Origin of the sequence: Planctomonas sp. JC2975, assembly GCF_012985205.1 — a bacterium.
In the GTDB taxonomy this organism is placed as follows: Bacteria; Actinomycetota; Actinomycetes; order Actinomycetales; family Microbacteriaceae; genus Humibacter.
This window is the reverse complement of record NZ_JABEKS010000001.1, coordinates 1,262,974-1,278,497: the sequence shown is the minus strand read 5'-3', so window position 1 is coordinate 1,278,497 and position 15,524 is coordinate 1,262,974. Positions and strand designations below refer to the sequence as shown.

Sequence of the window (15,524 nt, the reverse complement as noted above, 5' to 3'; positions counted from 1 at the left end):
GACCGACATCCCGGTTGTCAAGAGCGGCCGCCGAACGAGACGATCGACAGACGCCATCCCGTGGAGAGGACCACCGTGTCAGACCAGCAGCGACCGATGAGGGCCGACGCCCAGCGCAACCGGGCGTCGGTGATGCGAGCCGCAGCGGATGCCTTCGCCATCGACGGTCTGTCGGTTCCCGTCCACGAGATCGCCCGCCGCGCGGGCGTCGGCACGGGAACGGTCAGCAGGCACTTTCCGTCGAAGGAGTCCCTCTACGCTGCCGTGCTGCTGGACCGCATGGCCGAACTCAGCGCTGAGGCCGACGCGCTCGCGGCGGAACACGACGCCGGTGCGGCGTTCCTCGCGCTCTTCGCCCGGCTGATCCACGAGGGCACGGCGCACCGCGGCCTGGCGGAGGCGCTCGCCGGAAGTGGATTCGACATTGAGGCGGCCGCGACGGCTGCGGACTGCAACGTGTCCGACCGCTTGCGCCGCCTGCTCGAGCGGGCGCAGCGGGATGGCACCATCGACCCCGACGTGACGTTCGCCGCCGTCAAGGCGCTGATGGCCGGATGCCTGGCCTACGACGGTCCGGATCCCGACCGCGTCATCGACGTGGTCTCACGGGGTCTTCGCGTCGGCTGATCGCCGCACGGACCCCGTGGCTCGGTCAGCGCTCGAGTCCCGCGGCGGCGAACAGCGGGCGCAGGGAGTGGATCACCTCGAGGATCCGGGCGGAGCGGGCGGGGAGAGGCAAGGGCTCCACGGCAGACCATGCCGCGTCCACGTCGAGGCCGGGATGATCCCGCCGCACGACGTCGACAATGCGACCCCAGGCCAGGGACGGGAAATCCTGCCTGGCGTGCACACCGTGCCCGAGCATGATCAGCTCGAGCCCTGCGGTGCGCTGGGCGGCATCCGCACCCTCCCGATCCGGGGCGAGGAGCCACGCGCCAAGGCCGAGGACTGCGAGGCCGGTGATGGGCAGGTCCACTCCTGCTGCGCGCACCCGGAAGTCGCGCAGGAGCCGGCGCCGCATCCGCCCGGCCGTGCGCGTCACGCGCGGATCGTTCACGTGCCCGGCACGAACCGACGCGACGATGAGCCCTGCCCCCGCGACGTAATACCAGGGGGCGAAGCCGCTGGGCGGATCGCCCCACACTTGCTCGGAGAGCGCGTACTGCCGCTCCGCTTCGGTGAAGTCGCCCTGAGCGATGGCGATCTCGGCCAGTCCGGCGAGCCCGATCGCCTTGAGGTCGCGCCAGTCGAAGCTCTGCCTGTCGCCCTCCAACTGCGCCAGCCGGTCGAACGTCGGGCGCGCCGCTTCCGGATCACCGAGCGTGATGTCCGTGATCGCGCACATCCAGTCGAGCTGCTGCAGGTCCTCGCCCGCGTTCAGCAGCTCGAGATTGCGTCGCGCGCGATCCGCCCACCTCAGCACCTCGGATGGTTCGCCACGCTGGCTGTGCAGTGACGCCACCGAGTGCGCTGCCATGCCGACGGTCCATACGTCGCGAGCCTGCTCGGCCTTCTCGAACGCACGTGTCGCGAAGGCCAGCGCCTCGTCGATCTCGCCGGAGTTCTCAGCGAGCTGCGCACTGATGAGGTAGCCCATCGATGCCGTCGCCGTGTCGTCGCTGGCACGCAGCTCTCCCACGATGGCGATCATCCGAGGCACGTCAGGCAGCGCGAGCACCAGCCGGATCATCGCCGCCAGCTGCGGACTCGTCGGCCGCCCCTCCGCAAAGACCCGTTTGGCACGCACGAGGGAGCGCAGACCCTGCCGCGCGTCGCCGAACATCGAGGTCGCGCCGATGAGACTCAGGGACACCAATGCGGCGTCGCGGTGCGTCGCATCCGGGGAGTACCGGCGCAGCGCCTCCAGCAGGGAGCCGGCGAATCCGAGCACTTCGGCGTGAGCGCCGCGCAGGGTCCAATGCATCGAGAGGGCGGCGAACACGGAGGACGCGGTGTCCGGATCCGGCACGGTGATCGCATCACGCAGGGCCGCGACGAGGTTGTCCTGCTCGTCCTCGACGAGCCGGAACGTGTCGATCTGCTCCGGTCCGTACGTCGTCTCGAGTGCCGCGAGCGCGAATGCGTCCGCCCAGCCGCGGATGCTCGTGGCCACCTCGTCGCGTTCGTCCGCCTCCGCCAGGCGCTGGTCGCCGAACTCGCGAACCGTCTCCAGCATGCGGTAGCGCAGCCGCCCGGTGAGCGGACTCTCCGCAGCGGTGAGCAGAGACTGGTTCACCAGGCCTTCGAGGTCGGCCTCGACGTCATCGCGCGGATCGCAGACCGCGAGCGCGGCATCCGCGTCGAAGCCGTCGACGAACGCCGAGAGCCGACGCAGCGAGCGCTGCTCCGAACCGCGCAGCAGGTTCCAGCTCCAGTCGATCACCGAGAGGAGCGTGCGATGCCGCTCGGGAGCCGATCGATCGCCGCCGCGCAGCAGGGCGAACCGGTTGTCGATGCGCCGCTCGATCTCCTCGACCGACATCGAACGTACTCGGGCAGCCGCGAGCTCGATGGCCAGTGGCAGGCCGTCGAGCTTGACGCACAGACGCTCGATGACGTCCTCCGGCAGCACGACGGACGGCCTCGCCGCCCGTGCCCGATCCATGAAGAGGGCGACGGCCGGACCGTGCGTGCCGTGCTCGGCCGGCGCTGCGGCCAGCGGCTGCAGCTGGTACACCTGCTCGGCGGCGATCATGAGCGGCGCCCTGCTCGTGGCCAGCACGCGCACGTCGCGCGTGGAGGCCAGGATGTCGTCGATCCACTCCGCAGCCGCATCGATGAGGTGCTCGCAGTTGTCCATGACGAGCAGCGTCGGCCTCTCGGCCAGCGTGGAGAGGATGCGACCGCGCACGTCGACGCGCGTCGCGGGGTCTGCGAGAGTGAGGCGCGTGCCGGTGTACTCGCGGATGCCGAGCGTTGAGGCCAGCGCGAGCGGGACGTCGTCGCCCGCGCGAACGCTCGCCAGCTCCACGACCACGACGGCGGGCATCCGCTCGGCAACGCGTCCGGCGATCTCCTGGGCGAGACGCGTCTTGCCCAGACCTCCAGCGCCGAGGATCGTGGTCAGCCGCGACGTGCGCACCAGCTCCTCGAGTGCGGCGACGTCCTCATCGCGGCCGACGAGCGGATTCGGTGCCACACGGATGCCGACGCGCACCGTTCGCGCAGCGGTGTCTGGCTCCGGTTCGCGCAGCAGCTCCGTGTGGAAGGCCACGAGATCCGAGGACGGCGTCGTGCCGAGCTCGTCGCGCATCCTGGTGCGGAACTCCCCGAAGTCGCGGATCGCCTCGTTACGACGTCCGATGGCCGCGAACGCCCGCAGCCGCCTCAACTCGACGTCTTCGTCCAGAGGGAGAGCCTCGGCGTACGGGTCGAGGTCGGCGAGGGCGCCGAGGCCGTCGCCCGTGACGATCCGCGCATCCGCTCGCAGCAGTGCAAGGCTCCTGCGCAGGTCCGACGCCGTGCTCGCCAAGCGCCGGGCCAGGTCGCCGTCTGGCAGGTCGGCTCCCGGTTCACCGCGCCAGAGCGTCAGCCCAGCTGATGCCTCAGCGTCCGCCGCGTGCGCATCGCCGCGTTCCAGAGCGGCGCGTGCCGCATCGCGATGGGCGGCCGCCGCGCCGAGGTCGCTGTCGTGTCCGTCGACGCCGAGCGCGTATCCGCCGGGAGTCGAGACGATGAGACCGTCGGCCGCGAGAGCGCGAACCCGCGACACGAGCGTCTGCAGGGCCGCCTTCTCGTTGCGAGGCGGTTCGTCCTCCCAAAGGTCCTCGCCGATGCCGCGCACCGACAGCGCGTTCCTGGCCAGCAGAAGCGACACGACGAGACCCTTCGCCGTGGCACCGCCCGGCTCGGCGGCCGTTCCGTCATGGCCCTCGACGAGCACCGGACCCAGGACGGCGACGCGATGCACTCGGACGCGTGCGGTCGCCTGGCTCACCGGGCACAGTCTACCCAGGACGGGTGTCCGAGCCCGGCCCGTGCGCAGCGGTGGCGGTAGCGTCGGGGGATGCCCATCCCCGCAGACTGGATCGAACACCGCAGAGGCGACCGCGAACTGCTCGGCTGGATCCGTCCGGAGGCGGACGACTTCGTGGTGGTCGACCTGCTCGGCCGCGAACGCACGGACGCCGTCGACTGGCTCGTGGCCGAGGAAACGCTCGAGGCGCTCGGGATCGGCTACCTGGCGGACCCGTACGAGCTGCACCTCGACGACGGACGCTGGCTGCGGGTGCGTGTCACCGAGGTGTCGATCGAGAAGATCGTCGTGAAGCGGGATGACTGGGGAGCCATAGACATTCCGCTTCTGGAATACACCCTCCCGTTCCCGATACCGCCGCAGCTGCGTCCGCTCGACCCGCATGCGCCGGTGGTGCTCGACGGCCTGTCCTGACCAATCCACGTACTGTCGGTTCGCGACTCGCCCCTAACCGCGTGGCGCAGTAGGACTAGCCGGGAGCCAGAGGGGCGAGTCGACGGAAAGCGGCGGAGCGCCTAGCGCTCCTGCTTGCGGGACGAGATCACTCCGGTGTCGAAGCCGAGCAGGTGCAGGCCGCCATGGAAGCGGGCGTGCTCGATCTTGATGCAGCGGTCCATGACCACGGTGAGGCCCTTCTCCTCGCCGTAGTACGCGGCATCCTGGTTCCAGATGCCCAGCTGCACCCAGATGGTGGGCGCGCCGACCGCGACGACCTCGTCGATGACCTGCGGGATGTCGCTGCCGCGGCGGAACACATCCACGATGTCCGGCACCTCTGGCAGGTCGGCGAGCGACTTGTACGCGGGTTGACCGAGAATCGTGTCGGCGTTCGGATTCACGAAGTAGACCCGGTAGTCGCTGGACTGCTGAAGGTACGTTCCGACGAAGTAGCTGGAACGAGACGGATTCGAGGAAGCGCCGACGATCGCGACCGACTTCGCGTTCCGCAGCAGCTTGAGGCGCTGCTTGGCATCCGGACCCACCCACGTGCGCTGCGACTTCAGCAGCTTCGCGAGCGGCGAGTCGGCCGGCAGCTCGCAGCTGAGGCCGTTCGCCAGCTGCACGATCGTGTCCTCGCTGGAAGTGGGTGCGGCATCCGTCGACTGCGTCGCGGCCGGCTGCGCTGCGGTCATCTCAGTCCTCCTTGGTGGCCGCGGCCAGCGCCTGGTCGAGGTCGTAGATGATGTCGTCGGCGTCTTCGATGCCGACCGAGAGGCGCACGGATCCGGGGAGCACGCCTGCGTCGATCAGCTGCTGCTCGGTGAGTTGAGCGTGCGTGGTGGACGCCGGATGGATGATCAGCGTCTTCGCGTCGCCGATGTTGGCCAGGTGGCTGGCCAGGCCGACCGACTCGATGAGCTTCTGGCCGACGCTGCGTCCGCCGGCGACCTCGAACGTGAAGACCGAGCTCGGACCCTTGGGCAGGTACTTCTTCGCCCGCTCGAAGTGCGGATGCGACTCCAGCCCCGCCCAGTGGACGGCCTCGATGCGCGGATCCGCCTCGAGCCACTCGGCGACGGCGCGCGCGTTGTCGACGTGCGCCTGCATGCGGAAGGGCAGCGTCTCAACGCCCTGGGCGAGCAGGAAGGCGGAGTGCGGGGCGAGCGACGGCCCGATGTCGCGCAGCTGCTCGGCGCGGAGTCTGGTGAGGAACGCGTACTCGCCGAAGTTGCCCGACCACTGCAGCCCGCCGTAGCTCGGCACGGGCTGGCCGAAGAGCGGGAAGCGGTCGGAGTGCCAGTCGAAACGGCCAGACTCCACGACGACTCCGCCGAGCGTCGTGCCGTGACCGCCGAGGAACTTCGTCGCGGAGTGCACGACGACGTCGGCACCCCACTCGATCGGACGGTTCAGGTAGGGAGTCGCGATCGTCGAGTCGATGATGAGCGGGATGCCCGCGGCGTGCGCGACCTCGGCCAGGCCCTCGATGTCGGCGATCTCGCCCGACGGGTTGGCGATGGTCTCCGCGAAGATCAGCTTCGTCCTGTCCGTGATCGCTGCCGCGTAGTCGGCCGGATCCGAGCTCTGCACGAACGTGGTCTCCACCCCGAACCGGCGCAGCGTCACGTCGAGCTGGGTGATGGATCCGCCGTACAGGTTCGCGGATGCCACGATGTGGTCGCCGGCCCCGGCCAGCGACGCGAAGGTGATGTACTGCGCAGAGAGTCCGGATGCCGTCGCGACGGCTCCCAGACCGCCTTCCAGGCTCGCAACGCGTTCCTCGAAGCTCGCGACGGTGGGGTTGGCGAGGCGGGAGTAGATGTTGCCGTACTTCTGCAGGGCGAAGCGGGCGGCGGCATCCGCGGTGTCGTCGAAGACGAAGGCACTGGACTGGTAGATCGGGAGCGCCCTGGCTCCGGTCACGGGATCGGGGATGTTGCCGGCATGGATCGCACGCGTGCGAAAGCCGAATTCGCGGTCTGCCACGCGGCTACCGTAGCGGAGCCTCGCACGTCGTCACGGACCGCGCGTAACACAGTGTCAACGCCGCCGCCGCAGGATCAGCCGGCCGTGGCGCGCAGGGTCGCCACCAGTGCGTCGCCGTCCGGCACACCGAGGCCGGTGCACGCATCCCAGCCCGCACGGGCGGCGTAGGCACCGTTGTTGCCCGTGACGATGTCGCGCAATCCGGCTGCCGTGGCCGTCGCGGTCGCGCCTGTGTAGAGGCGCATCGGCAGCAGGCCGACGCGGGATCCCGTCGCCTGCACGAGCCGAGCGGCGAGCGCCGCCCAGAGCGGTGCGACGGCGCTGGTACCGCCGATGACGGTGTCTGTGCCGTCGACGCGCACCTTGTAGCCGGTCTGCGGATCCGCATCGCCCGCCACATCGGGCACGCCTCGGCCTGCGAATCCCGAGCTCGTCTTCGGAACGCCGACGGTTGCCTGCCAGGACGGCACCCCGAAAGCGTCGCTGACGCCGCCGCCCGTTGCGCCGCGGCCCGATCCGTTGTTCCACACCACCTCGGAGGTAACGTGTCCGGTCGCGGCATTCGCATTGAGGCTCGTGCCTCCGCAGGCCAGGATGTGCGGGCTCGAGGCGGGGAAGTCGACGTGCGGCTTGCCGTCGGTGACGCGGTCCGAGCTGCCGTCGTCACCTGCGGCCGCCGTGACGGTGACGCCGAGTCCTGCGGCATCCACGAGCGCGTCGTCGAACGCCTGGCGCGCCTGCGCGGTCCATGCGTCCTCGCTCTCGCCCCAGCTGATGCTGATGGCATCGGGAGTGGGGTCGGCGTGCGCGGCACTGGTGACCGCATCCACGAATCCGGCGTCGGTGTTGGGCGCGAAGTACACCAGGATGTTCGCGGCGGGAGCGAGCGCGCCGATCACCTCGATGTCGAGCAGGACCTCGCCGTCGGCTCCGTTCGGGTCGCCTCCCGGCACGTTCGCCGCGCCGTCGACGCCGACCGCCGTCACGCTCGGTGTCGGAATGCCGAGTCCGGCGAAGTACGTGTCGAGGTCGCTCTGGTCGAAGCCGCCGCCGAGCTCGATGATCGCGATGGTGCGCCCTGTTCCGTCGGTGCCCTGCGGGAACTTGTACACGGCGCCGACCTGCGGCGGCGTGTAGCTGACGGCGACGGCGGCCGACGCGATCGAGACGAAGTGCGCCGTCGCCTGAGGGCGATCGTCCAGCCCGAGCACCGCGACCACGCGGCCCTGCATGCCTTCGGGGAGCGCGAGCGTGCCGGTGCGCTGCCGGAAGCGCACCGTGCCGCCACTGCGTGGCTCGTGTTCCGCCGTCTCGAGGCTCGCGCCGAAGAGATCGTGCACGACGCTCGCCTTCGCCCTGATCCGGATGCGCCGCTCGCCCGCGTCCACGCTGAGCACCTCGGCACCGGCCGACTCCGCCTCGGCGACCACGGCGTCCACATCCGTGGGGTCCGCTCCGTACCGCTGCACGAACTCGTCGCGAGGGATCGGATTCACCAGCACCTCGTCGGGCACGGGCTCCCGGCGCCGCAGCACGATCGTGGCCTCGATCGTTTCGTCGTCGGGAACGGGACCCGTGGTGGTCGCTGACCCGAGCGGCGCGCGCTCGCTGCCCGGAAGCTCGTTGGCCGGCGTGCTGCCGGGCCGCTGGTCGTCGTTCGTCGGGTTCTCGTCGCGCGTCATGGTTCCTGGGTACCACGAGGGCGCGACATCGGCGCAAGGGCTTGCCACCGTGTACGCAGAAGTTTCCGCGCGCCCCTAGATCCACCCGATCGTGCCGATGCCGGTCGGGAAGTTCTGCAGCCACATGTGCATCTGCCAGTACCAGAACGGAATCTGCATGCCCGTCCAGATCGGGTAGAAGAACACCGAGACAACGGTGATCACGATCAGGAAGACGACGAGAAGGTTGAGCCCGCGGGTGCGCCGGTAATGGTCATCCGCCGGCGTGCCGATGATGAGCACGAACACGGCGGCGAGCGCCAGGTAGAGATACGGGGCGAACGCGATCGAGTAGAAGGTGAAGATGGTGCGGCCGGCGTACAGCATCCACGGCAGGTAGCCGGCGGCGAGGCCCATCAGGATGAAGCCGTGCCGCCAGTCGCGGTACCGGATGAGGCGGTAGATCAGGTACAGAAGGGCTGCTGTGCCGAGCCACCAGATGATCGGGTTGCCGAGGTCGGTGATCGCTGCCGAGCATCCGCCCTGGGAGGTGCAGCCGTCGACGCCGTACCTCGTTCCGACGTAGTACATGCTCGTCGGCCGCAGCTGCAGCAGCCAGGTCAGCGGATTCGACTGGTACGGATGTGCTGTGTGCAGATTGATCGAGTACCCGTACATCTCCGACTGGTAGTGCCAGAGATTCTGCGCCCAGTTCGGCACCCAGGAGAGCGGACCCGTCCACGCCGCGCCCGCCGTGGTCTGCACCCAGTCCCGGTAGTAGCCGCCCCTGGTGAAGATCCAGCCGGACCACGTGGCCACGTAAGTCACGAAAGCGAGCGGCACCATCAGCACGAACGCAACCACGCCGCCCTTGAGGATCCCCGCCTCCGGCCAGAACGGCACGCCGGCGCGGCGCCGGGCGAGCACGTCGGTGATCAACACGTACACGGCGAAGAACGCCAGGAAATAGAACCCGGTCCACTTCACGCCGGCGTCGAGTCCGAGCAGCAGCCCGGCGACGAGCAGCCATGGGCGCCACCACATCCACGGACCCCAGCCGAGCGGCTCGCCGGCCTCCGCCCGCACCGCGACCCATGCCGCCAGTCGCTTCTCCTGCCAGGACCGGTCGAGCAGGAGGCATCCGAAGGCGAGCAGGGCGAGGAACATCACCGAGTTGTCGAGGATGGCGACCCGGCTCATCACGATGGCGTTGCCGTCGATCGCCATGATGAATCCGGCGAGCGAGGCGATGAGCGTCGAGCGGAACATGCGCTTCGCGATGAGCATGAGCACCACGACCGCCAGGATGCCGACCACCGCCGTCGAGATGCGCCAGCCGACGCTGTTCCCGGCGCCGAAGGCGGCGAGGCCCATCGCGATCATCCACTTGCCGAACGGCGGATGCGCCACGAACTCCGGATCGCCGGTGTACGCGTTCACGTCGCCGCCCGCAAAGGCTTCGTCGATGTTCGGCGGCCAGGCCGCCTCCCAACCCTTGTGCAGGAGGGTCCACGAGTCCTTCACGTAGAAGGTCTCGTCGAACACGAGGGTGTGCGGATCCCCGAGCGCCCACAGTCGCGTCACGGCGGCGACGAGCGTGACGAGTGCGGGCAGGCCCCAGGTGTACCAGCGCAGCTTCGCCGGGGTGTTCACGTGGCGGGCGAACCACCGATCGAGCCGCGACCCGACGGCGCCGGCGGCCGTCGAGCGATGGTGGGCGGGGGCGTCAGTCACGACGGCAATGCTATGGGCGATTGAGGCGAGAGCGGTGCGAGCTTGCTCGCATCGCCGAGCTGATTGAGCCTATGAGCGGTGAGCCGCGATATGGGCGATTGAGGTGAGAGCGGTGCGAGCTTGCTCGCATCGCCGAGCTGATTGAGCCTATGAGCGGTGAGCCGCGATATGGGCGATTGAGGTGAGAGCGGTGCAAGCTTGCTCGCATCGCCGAGCTGATCGAGCCCGTGAGCGGCGCAGCCGCGATATGACTGGACACGTGATCATCCTTGCGGCGACGCCTATCGGAAATCTGGGCGACGCCTCTCGCCGGCTGGTGGAGGCGCTCGAAACGGCCAGGGTGGTGGCCGCAGAGGACACCAGGGTGGCTCAGCGCCTGATGCAGGCGCTCGGCGTCGAGAACCGTCCGCGCCTGATCGCGCTGCACGATCACAACGAGCGGGAGAAGTCCGCCGACCTGGTGGAGCTCGCCCGCGAAGACGACCTCCTCGTGCTCTCGGATGCCGGCATGCCCACCGTCTCCGACCCCGGTTTCCACCTGGTGTCGGCAGCCATCGAAGCGGGTGTGACCGTCACCGCGATCCCGGGGCCGAGCGCGGTGCTCACCGCGCTCGCCGTCTCCGGACTCCCGACGGACCGGTTCACGTTCGAGGGATTCCTGCCGCGCAAGGCGGGGGAGCGCGCATCGGCTCTCGGATCGCTGGCCGACGAGCGACGCACCATGGTGTTCTTCGAGTCGCCGAACCGGCTGGCGGATTCGCTGCGCGCCATGGGGCACGCCTTCGGCGGATCGCGTCTCGTCGTCGTGTGCCGCGAACTGACGAAGCTGCACGAGGAGGTCCGTCGCGGAACGCCGGAGGCGCTCGCGGCCTGGGCCGATGACGGCGTTCGGGGCGAGATCGTCGTCGTCGTCGCCGGTGCGGTGCCGCGCACGGTGGATCTCGACACCGCCGTGCAGGAGGTGCTGCTGCTCACGGCCACCGAGAGCCTCAAGGATGCCTCCGCCTCCGTAGCAGCAGCCACCGGCCTTTCGCGCCGCACCCTGTACGAAGCAGCGTTGCGCGCCCGCACCCGCTAGCCGTCGTCGTCTGCCAGACGGATTCCGTCGACAGGACTGTTCGCTCTCTCCGGCCGGTGCAGCCGTCGGGAGCACAACCCGCATCCGGCACAATGGGGTGGTGACCCAACCCCAAGGCGCGCTGCTGGTCGGCAGCGTCAACTACGACGACGCCGAGACCACGATGCGGGCGGCCGCAGGAATCCTGGGCGACCGGCTCAAGCGAATCCCCGACGGCGAACCCGGCAAGCGTTTCCACTGGATCATGTTCCAGCCGGACGTGCTGGGTCGAGCAGAGGGAATCGAGCGCGTTGGGGAGCATCCGATCCCGCTGCGCATGCTGGACGCCCGTCCGCTTCGCATCGCCGACGGCGTCGACCCGGCGACCATCGAGCTCCCGCCGCTGGGCTACGCCGAGGCCGCCGAGGAGTCCTTCGCGACCTTCCGGCGCCTTCGCGCCGAAGGGGACATCCCCGCCGGGGTCCGGTTCCAGGTCTCGCTGCCGACGCCCCTCGCCGTCGTCGGCGCGTACTTCCCGGCGGACCAACGGGCCGCCTTCGAGCCCGTCTACCGGGAGGCGATGTACCGGGAGCTGGAGAGCATCCTTGATGCCATCCCGCACGAGGACCTGGCGATCCAGTGGGACAACGCCGTGGAGTTCGGCATCATCGAAGACATCGTGCACCGCGGCGGATACGGCGCAGAGTCGTGGTGGGGCGACGACGTGTGGGCTGGGCTCACCGAGCGATCCGCCGACCAGGCGTCCCGCGTGCCCGCCGACGTGGAAGTCGGATTCCACCTCTGCTACGGCGATGTGGCGGAGAAGCACTTCATCGAGCCCCGGGACGCAGGCAACCTGGTGCGCTTCGCGAACATGCTGACGGATGCCGTCACCCGCCCGATCACGTGGATCCACCTTCCGGTGCCGATCGAGCGCGACGACGACGCCTATTTCGCCCCGCTGGACGACCTCCGCCTGCACGCCGACACGGAGCTCTACCTCGGGCTCGTCCACCGCGAGGACGGGGAAGAGGGCGCGAGGCGTCGGATCTCGGCGGCGCTCCCGCACGCCGCTGTGTTCGGCGTGGCGACGGAGTGCGGCATCGGGCGCGCGCCCGATGGCTCGACAGAGGGGATCCTGCGCACCCACGCCGACGTGTCGGCAGCCTGGTGACCCACCTGCTTTAACGACGGCGGAATCGCACCCAGGCATCAGCTGGAACGTCGGGCCGGTCTGGGACGGCGTGGTGCTCGAGCACGAAATCCGGATCCAGCCGTGCGGCGATCCTGGGCCAGAACACCGCCGCAGCCGTGTTCGCGTCCTGGAAGGCGACGGCCCATCGTCCCGGATCGAGTGCCGTGATCGCCTCGACGGCAGCCGTACCGTGGCCGCCGCGACGAGCCGGGTTCACGAGGAAGAAGCTGTTGATGACGCGCTCCTCGGCATCGAGGCCGCGCACCACGGCGAACCCGGCCGGCGCGTCGTCGATTCGGAAGAGGTATCCGATCCAGCCGGGTTCCGACGGATCGAGCGCGGCGTCGAGACGCTCCTGACGGTAGCGGCCATCGGCGTCGGGGAACGACCCGGTGAACGCGGACATCTCGTGGCGGAACAGCTGCCACAAGCTCTCGAACACGACGCGATCGTCGTCGTCGGCGGTCGAGATGGCGAGGAGTGGGGCCGGCGACGAGGTGGCGGAGAGGTCGGGAGTCTGCGAGGTGCTCATACCGACAGCCTCCACCAGGTCGGGCGCGCCCACGTCCGTTCTCCGCGGTCTCTGTGACGGTGGTGACGGGCGGCTTCAGGTACTGGCGCGTCGACCAAACATAGGTTACGTTAACCTATGATGGCCTATCCGGAGATCCTGATCCTGCGGCACCTCTCCCGACGCTCTGCGCACGGCTACGAGTTGCGCAAGCGCATCGAGGGGACGACGGGGATCGTCATCAACAACAACTCGCTGTATCCGGCCCTGCGTCGGTTCGTCGAGGCGGGTGCCGTCAGAATGACAGTCGAGCAGCAGGAATCCCGCCCTCCTCGCCACATCTACGAGCTGACGGATGTCGGCCGCGAGCTCCTGCACGACCTCATCGCCGAATTCCCGGCGGCCCAGGCAGGTGACGATCTGGAGTTCCTCACGCGGCTGGGCCAGTTCTCGTTCCTCGAGCCCGCGGAGCGCCTGGCCATCCTGGACGCCAGGGTCACCGCCATCATGACGCTCGCCGACGGACTGGCGAGGCTCTCCGAGCGCACGTCCGGGGAGTACTGGAGCAGTGCCGTCGTGCAGCGTTCCCGCGAACAGATCGACGCGGAGCTCGATTGGCTCGCGTCATTGCGTGCGAGAGCTTCCGAAGCATGACCACCGCTCCGGTTCGTCGGCTTGGCGTCGTCACCCAGTACGCGCTGCTCGCCGGGCCGCTGCTGTCGATGCTGGACTCGAGCATCGTCAACGTGGCGATCGCGCCCATCTCGGTGCAGCTGCACGCCGGACTTGCCACGGTGCAGTGGGTCTCCAGCGGCTACCTGCTCGCTCTCGGCACGGGACTGGCGCTGACCTCGACGCTCGCTCGCCGCTTCGGAACGCTGCGCGTCTACTCGACGGGCGTGATCGCGTTCACACTGGCGTCGTTGCTGTGCGCGATGGCGCCGACGAGCGAGACGCTCATCGCGGCCCGAGTGCTCCAGGGACTCTCCGGTGCGACGCTGGTGCCACTCGCCATGGGCATGCTGATGGGGTCCAGCGGGTCGTCCCGTCGCATCTCGCCGCTCGCCGGCATGCTGCTTTTCCTGGGGCCGGCTCTCGGGCCGAGCCTCGGCGGGTTGCTGATCGGTGCGTTCGGCTGGCGCTCGATCTTCCTCATCAACGTGCCCGTTGGCATCCTGGCCGCCTTTGCCATGCGATCCATACCGAAGGAGCTCGCGCCTGCGGCCAATCCCGACGCGCGCTTCGACGTGCTTGGAACTCTCCTGCTCGCGCCCGGCCTCTTCGGCGTGCTCTTCGGCCTCGACCGTGGTGCGAGCGTCGGCTGGTCGAGAGCGGATGTCTGGATCCCCGTGATCCTCGGAGCCGCCCTTCTCGCCGCCTACGGCCTGCATCTGCGCCGAACGGATCACCCTGCGCTCGACCTGCGCATCCTGAAGGATCGCGACGCAGCGCTCTCCTTCGTGCTGTGCGCTGCCGCCTCCGTCGCCGCATGGTCGATCGTGTTCCTGCTGCCTGTCTTCCTCCAGGCCGTTCAGGGGCACACCGCTGTCGCGACGGGGCTGGCGCTGCTGCCGCAGGGAATCCTGACCGGTCTGGGCACCGTGCTCGGGCAGCGCGCCTCCGATCGGCTCGGCGTGCGACTGGTCGTCCTCGGCGGTTTCGTTGTGCTCGTCGTCGCCAGTCTCGGCCTTCTCGCCGTGGATGCGACGACTCCGCTCTGGATCACAGCGCTCGTGCTTGCTGCCCGTTCGGCCGCCATCGGGCTGGTCGTCACTCCGTTGCTCACACTGATCAACCTCCGACTCTCGCAGGAGGAGCAGGCCGACGCGAACACCGCGTTCAACGTCGTGCAGCGCATCGCGGGGTCGCTCGGCATCGGTCTGATCGCGAACCTCTTCACCACACGGAGCCTTTCGGTCGGGCCGATCTCCGCGCTGCACGAGGTGGCGGTCATCGTCGCGATGCTGGCCGGCGCCGCGGCGATCGTCTCGCTCTTCCTTCCGCGGCGGCCACTCGGGCGACTCGGGGATGCGCCGTAACGGAGTTGCGATCACCGCGCCGCGCACCGTTGTCAGCGTGCTGCAGCTGCGACGCATCGAATTCGGACCCGCTGTCGCGCGCGGCCGTCGCGGGCTAGGCTGGCGGCGGCCACAGGTGCCTGCCATCTCCCTCGGCCAAGCCGAGACGGTGAAACCCTGATCACACCGCATATCATCCGCGACGCTGCAGTCGGCGATCCGGGCAACGGAGAGACCCCGTTCACGTCTCGTCGACGGAAGGCACGACGCATGGACACCGAATCCGATCCCAGGGGCGCTCGTCCGAGCAGCACCGTTCCCCGGAGTGACGGTCCGAAGGCAACGGCTCGGATGGCTGCCACGGAGCCAGACCGGGCGAAGGCGATGGCTCGCAGGCTCCGCGCACGAATGGATGCCGACGGCATCCCGATCACGCACTCGCACGCCCTCGAACTGGTCGCCGCCGCCCTCGGCCATCGCGACTGGAACACCGCGGCAGCGGCTCTCTCTGCAGAGACTCGCGCAGCCTCGACCGACTCCGAAAACAGGGAGACGGATGCCACGCCATCCGTCTCCCACCCGGTGACGGTCCCGATCCTGCGAACGTTCCCCGGAGAGGAGGCGGAGCGCTTCTACGTCGGCTATCTGGGATTCCAGCTCGACTGGGAGCACCGCTTCGACGACGGGATGCCGCTCTACCGCCAGGTGTCACGCGAGGGTTGCGTGCTCCACCTCAGTGAGCACCATGGCGATGCGACACCGGGATCCGCCGTGCGCATCCGGGTCGCCGACGTGCACGCGTTGCAGCGTCGGCTCGAGGCGGATCCGCTGTACCCGCTGCGCATCGGCGTGACGGTTCAGGAGTGGGGCGCTGACCTCGTCGTGCCGGATCCGTTCGGCAACCGCTTGGTGTTCCACACACCGTGATCGTCGCGGCAGCAGCGC

13 protein-coding genes are annotated in these 15,524 nt (G+C 69.2%); 7 read left to right on the top strand and 6 right to left on the bottom strand.

Translation table 11 applies throughout. The features are described from left to right. Window positions 1-75: 75 nt before the first annotated feature. A complete protein-coding gene (locus HII28_RS05910) occupies window positions 76-627 on the top strand; it encodes a TetR/AcrR family transcriptional regulator (RefSeq protein ID WP_170024551.1) in 552 nt (183 codons plus the stop codon). 25 nt (window positions 628-652) lie between these two features. On the opposite strand, the gene HII28_RS05905 is transcribed toward HII28_RS05910, so the two are convergent. Further along, window positions 653-3,937: a BTAD domain-containing putative transcriptional regulator gene (locus HII28_RS05905; RefSeq protein ID WP_170024550.1), complete on the bottom strand. Its 3,285-nt coding sequence runs from the start codon at window positions 3,935-3,937 to the stop codon at window positions 653-655. A gap of 69 nt (window positions 3,938-4,006) precedes the next feature. On the opposite strand from HII28_RS05905, the gene HII28_RS05900 reads away from it, so the two are divergent. Next, on the top strand, window positions 4,007-4,390 hold the full coding sequence (locus HII28_RS05900; RefSeq protein ID WP_170024549.1) for a hypothetical protein: 384 nt from the start codon (window positions 4,007-4,009) through the stop codon (window positions 4,388-4,390). 101 nt (window positions 4,391-4,491) lie between these two features. On the opposite strand, the gene HII28_RS05895 is transcribed toward HII28_RS05900, so the two are convergent. The 4 genes from HII28_RS05895 to HII28_RS05880 form a co-directional block, all read right to left on the bottom strand. Next, window positions 4,492-4,983: a CoA-binding protein gene (locus tag HII28_RS05895; protein ID WP_240977590.1), complete on the bottom strand. Its 492-nt coding sequence runs from the start codon at window positions 4,981-4,983 to the stop codon at window positions 4,492-4,494. 127 nt (window positions 4,984-5,110) lie between these two features. Next, on the bottom strand, window positions 5,111-6,403 hold the full coding sequence (locus HII28_RS05890; RefSeq protein WP_170024547.1) for an O-acetylhomoserine aminocarboxypropyltransferase/cysteine synthase family protein: 1,293 nt from the start codon (window positions 6,401-6,403) through the stop codon (window positions 5,111-5,113). Between the two features lie 74 nt (window positions 6,404-6,477). Beyond that, a complete protein-coding gene (locus tag HII28_RS05885; RefSeq protein ID WP_170024546.1) occupies window positions 6,478-8,085 on the bottom strand; it encodes a S53 family peptidase in 1,608 nt (535 codons plus the stop codon). Between the two features lie 75 nt (window positions 8,086-8,160). Further along, the gene (locus HII28_RS05880) at window positions 8,161-9,798 is read right to left on the bottom strand and encodes a glycosyltransferase family 39 protein (RefSeq protein WP_346769207.1); all 1,638 of its coding nucleotides are present in this window, start codon (window positions 9,796-9,798) and stop codon (window positions 8,161-8,163) included. Between the two features lie 259 nt (window positions 9,799-10,057). Between HII28_RS05880 and rsmI the strand changes: the two genes are divergently transcribed. Both rsmI and HII28_RS05870 read left to right on the top strand, forming a co-directional pair. After that, window positions 10,058-10,876 (top strand): 16S rRNA (cytidine(1402)-2'-O)-methyltransferase, encoded by an 819-nt coding sequence (rsmI, locus tag HII28_RS05875; protein WP_170025989.1) that lies wholly within the window; start codon window positions 10,058-10,060, stop codon window positions 10,874-10,876. Window positions 10,877-10,976: 100 nt separating this feature from the next. Beyond that, on the top strand, window positions 10,977-12,029 hold the full coding sequence (locus HII28_RS05870; RefSeq protein WP_170024545.1) for a hypothetical protein: 1,053 nt from the start codon (window positions 10,977-10,979) through the stop codon (window positions 12,027-12,029). A gap of 10 nt (window positions 12,030-12,039) precedes the next feature. Here the strand turns inward: HII28_RS05870 and HII28_RS05865 are convergent, their stop codons facing one another. Further along, window positions 12,040-12,582, bottom strand: a complete 543-nt coding sequence (locus HII28_RS05865; protein ID WP_240977251.1) for a GNAT family N-acetyltransferase — start codon at window positions 12,580-12,582, stop codon at window positions 12,040-12,042. A 117-nt stretch (window positions 12,583-12,699) separates the two neighbouring features. Here HII28_RS05865 and HII28_RS05860 point away from each other — a divergent pair, with 117 nt between their 5' ends. From HII28_RS05860 to HII28_RS05850, 3 genes are all read left to right on the top strand, one after another. Then, window positions 12,700-13,215, top strand: a complete 516-nt coding sequence (locus HII28_RS05860; protein ID WP_205864578.1) for a PadR family transcriptional regulator — start codon at window positions 12,700-12,702, stop codon at window positions 13,213-13,215. Further along, window positions 13,212-14,600, top strand: a complete 1,389-nt coding sequence (locus HII28_RS05855; protein ID WP_170024544.1) for a DHA2 family efflux MFS transporter permease subunit — start codon at window positions 13,212-13,214, stop codon at window positions 14,598-14,600. Before HII28_RS05860 ends, HII28_RS05855 begins: the two co-directional genes overlap by 4 nt. 330 nt (window positions 14,601-14,930) lie before the next feature. Beyond that, entirely contained in the window at window positions 14,931-15,506 is a 576-nt protein-coding gene (locus HII28_RS05850; RefSeq protein ID WP_170024543.1) for a glyoxalase superfamily protein, read from the top strand. Window positions 15,507-15,524: the final 18 nt, after the last annotated feature.

Excerpts from the sequence above, each read along its gene's own strand:
- HII28_RS05900 (WP_170024549.1), top strand. The coding sequence starts at position 4,007 with ATGCCCATCCCCGCAGACTGGATCGAACACCGCAGAGGCGACCGCGAA.
- HII28_RS05885 (WP_170024546.1), bottom strand. The coding sequence starts at position 8,085 with ATGACGCGCGACGAGAACCCGACGAACGACGACCAGCGGCCCGGCAGC.
- HII28_RS05865 (WP_240977251.1), bottom strand. The coding sequence starts at position 12,582 with ATGAGCACCTCGCAGACTCCCGACCTCTCCGCCACCTCGTCGCCGGCC.
- HII28_RS05860 (WP_205864578.1), top strand. The coding sequence starts at position 12,700 with ATGATGGCCTATCCGGAGATCCTGATCCTGCGGCACCTCTCCCGACGC.
- HII28_RS05855 (WP_170024544.1), top strand. The coding sequence starts at position 13,212 with ATGACCACCGCTCCGGTTCGTCGGCTTGGCGTCGTCACCCAGTACGCG.
- HII28_RS05850 (WP_170024543.1), top strand. The coding sequence starts at position 14,931 with ATGGCTGCCACGGAGCCAGACCGGGCGAAGGCGATGGCTCGCAGGCTC.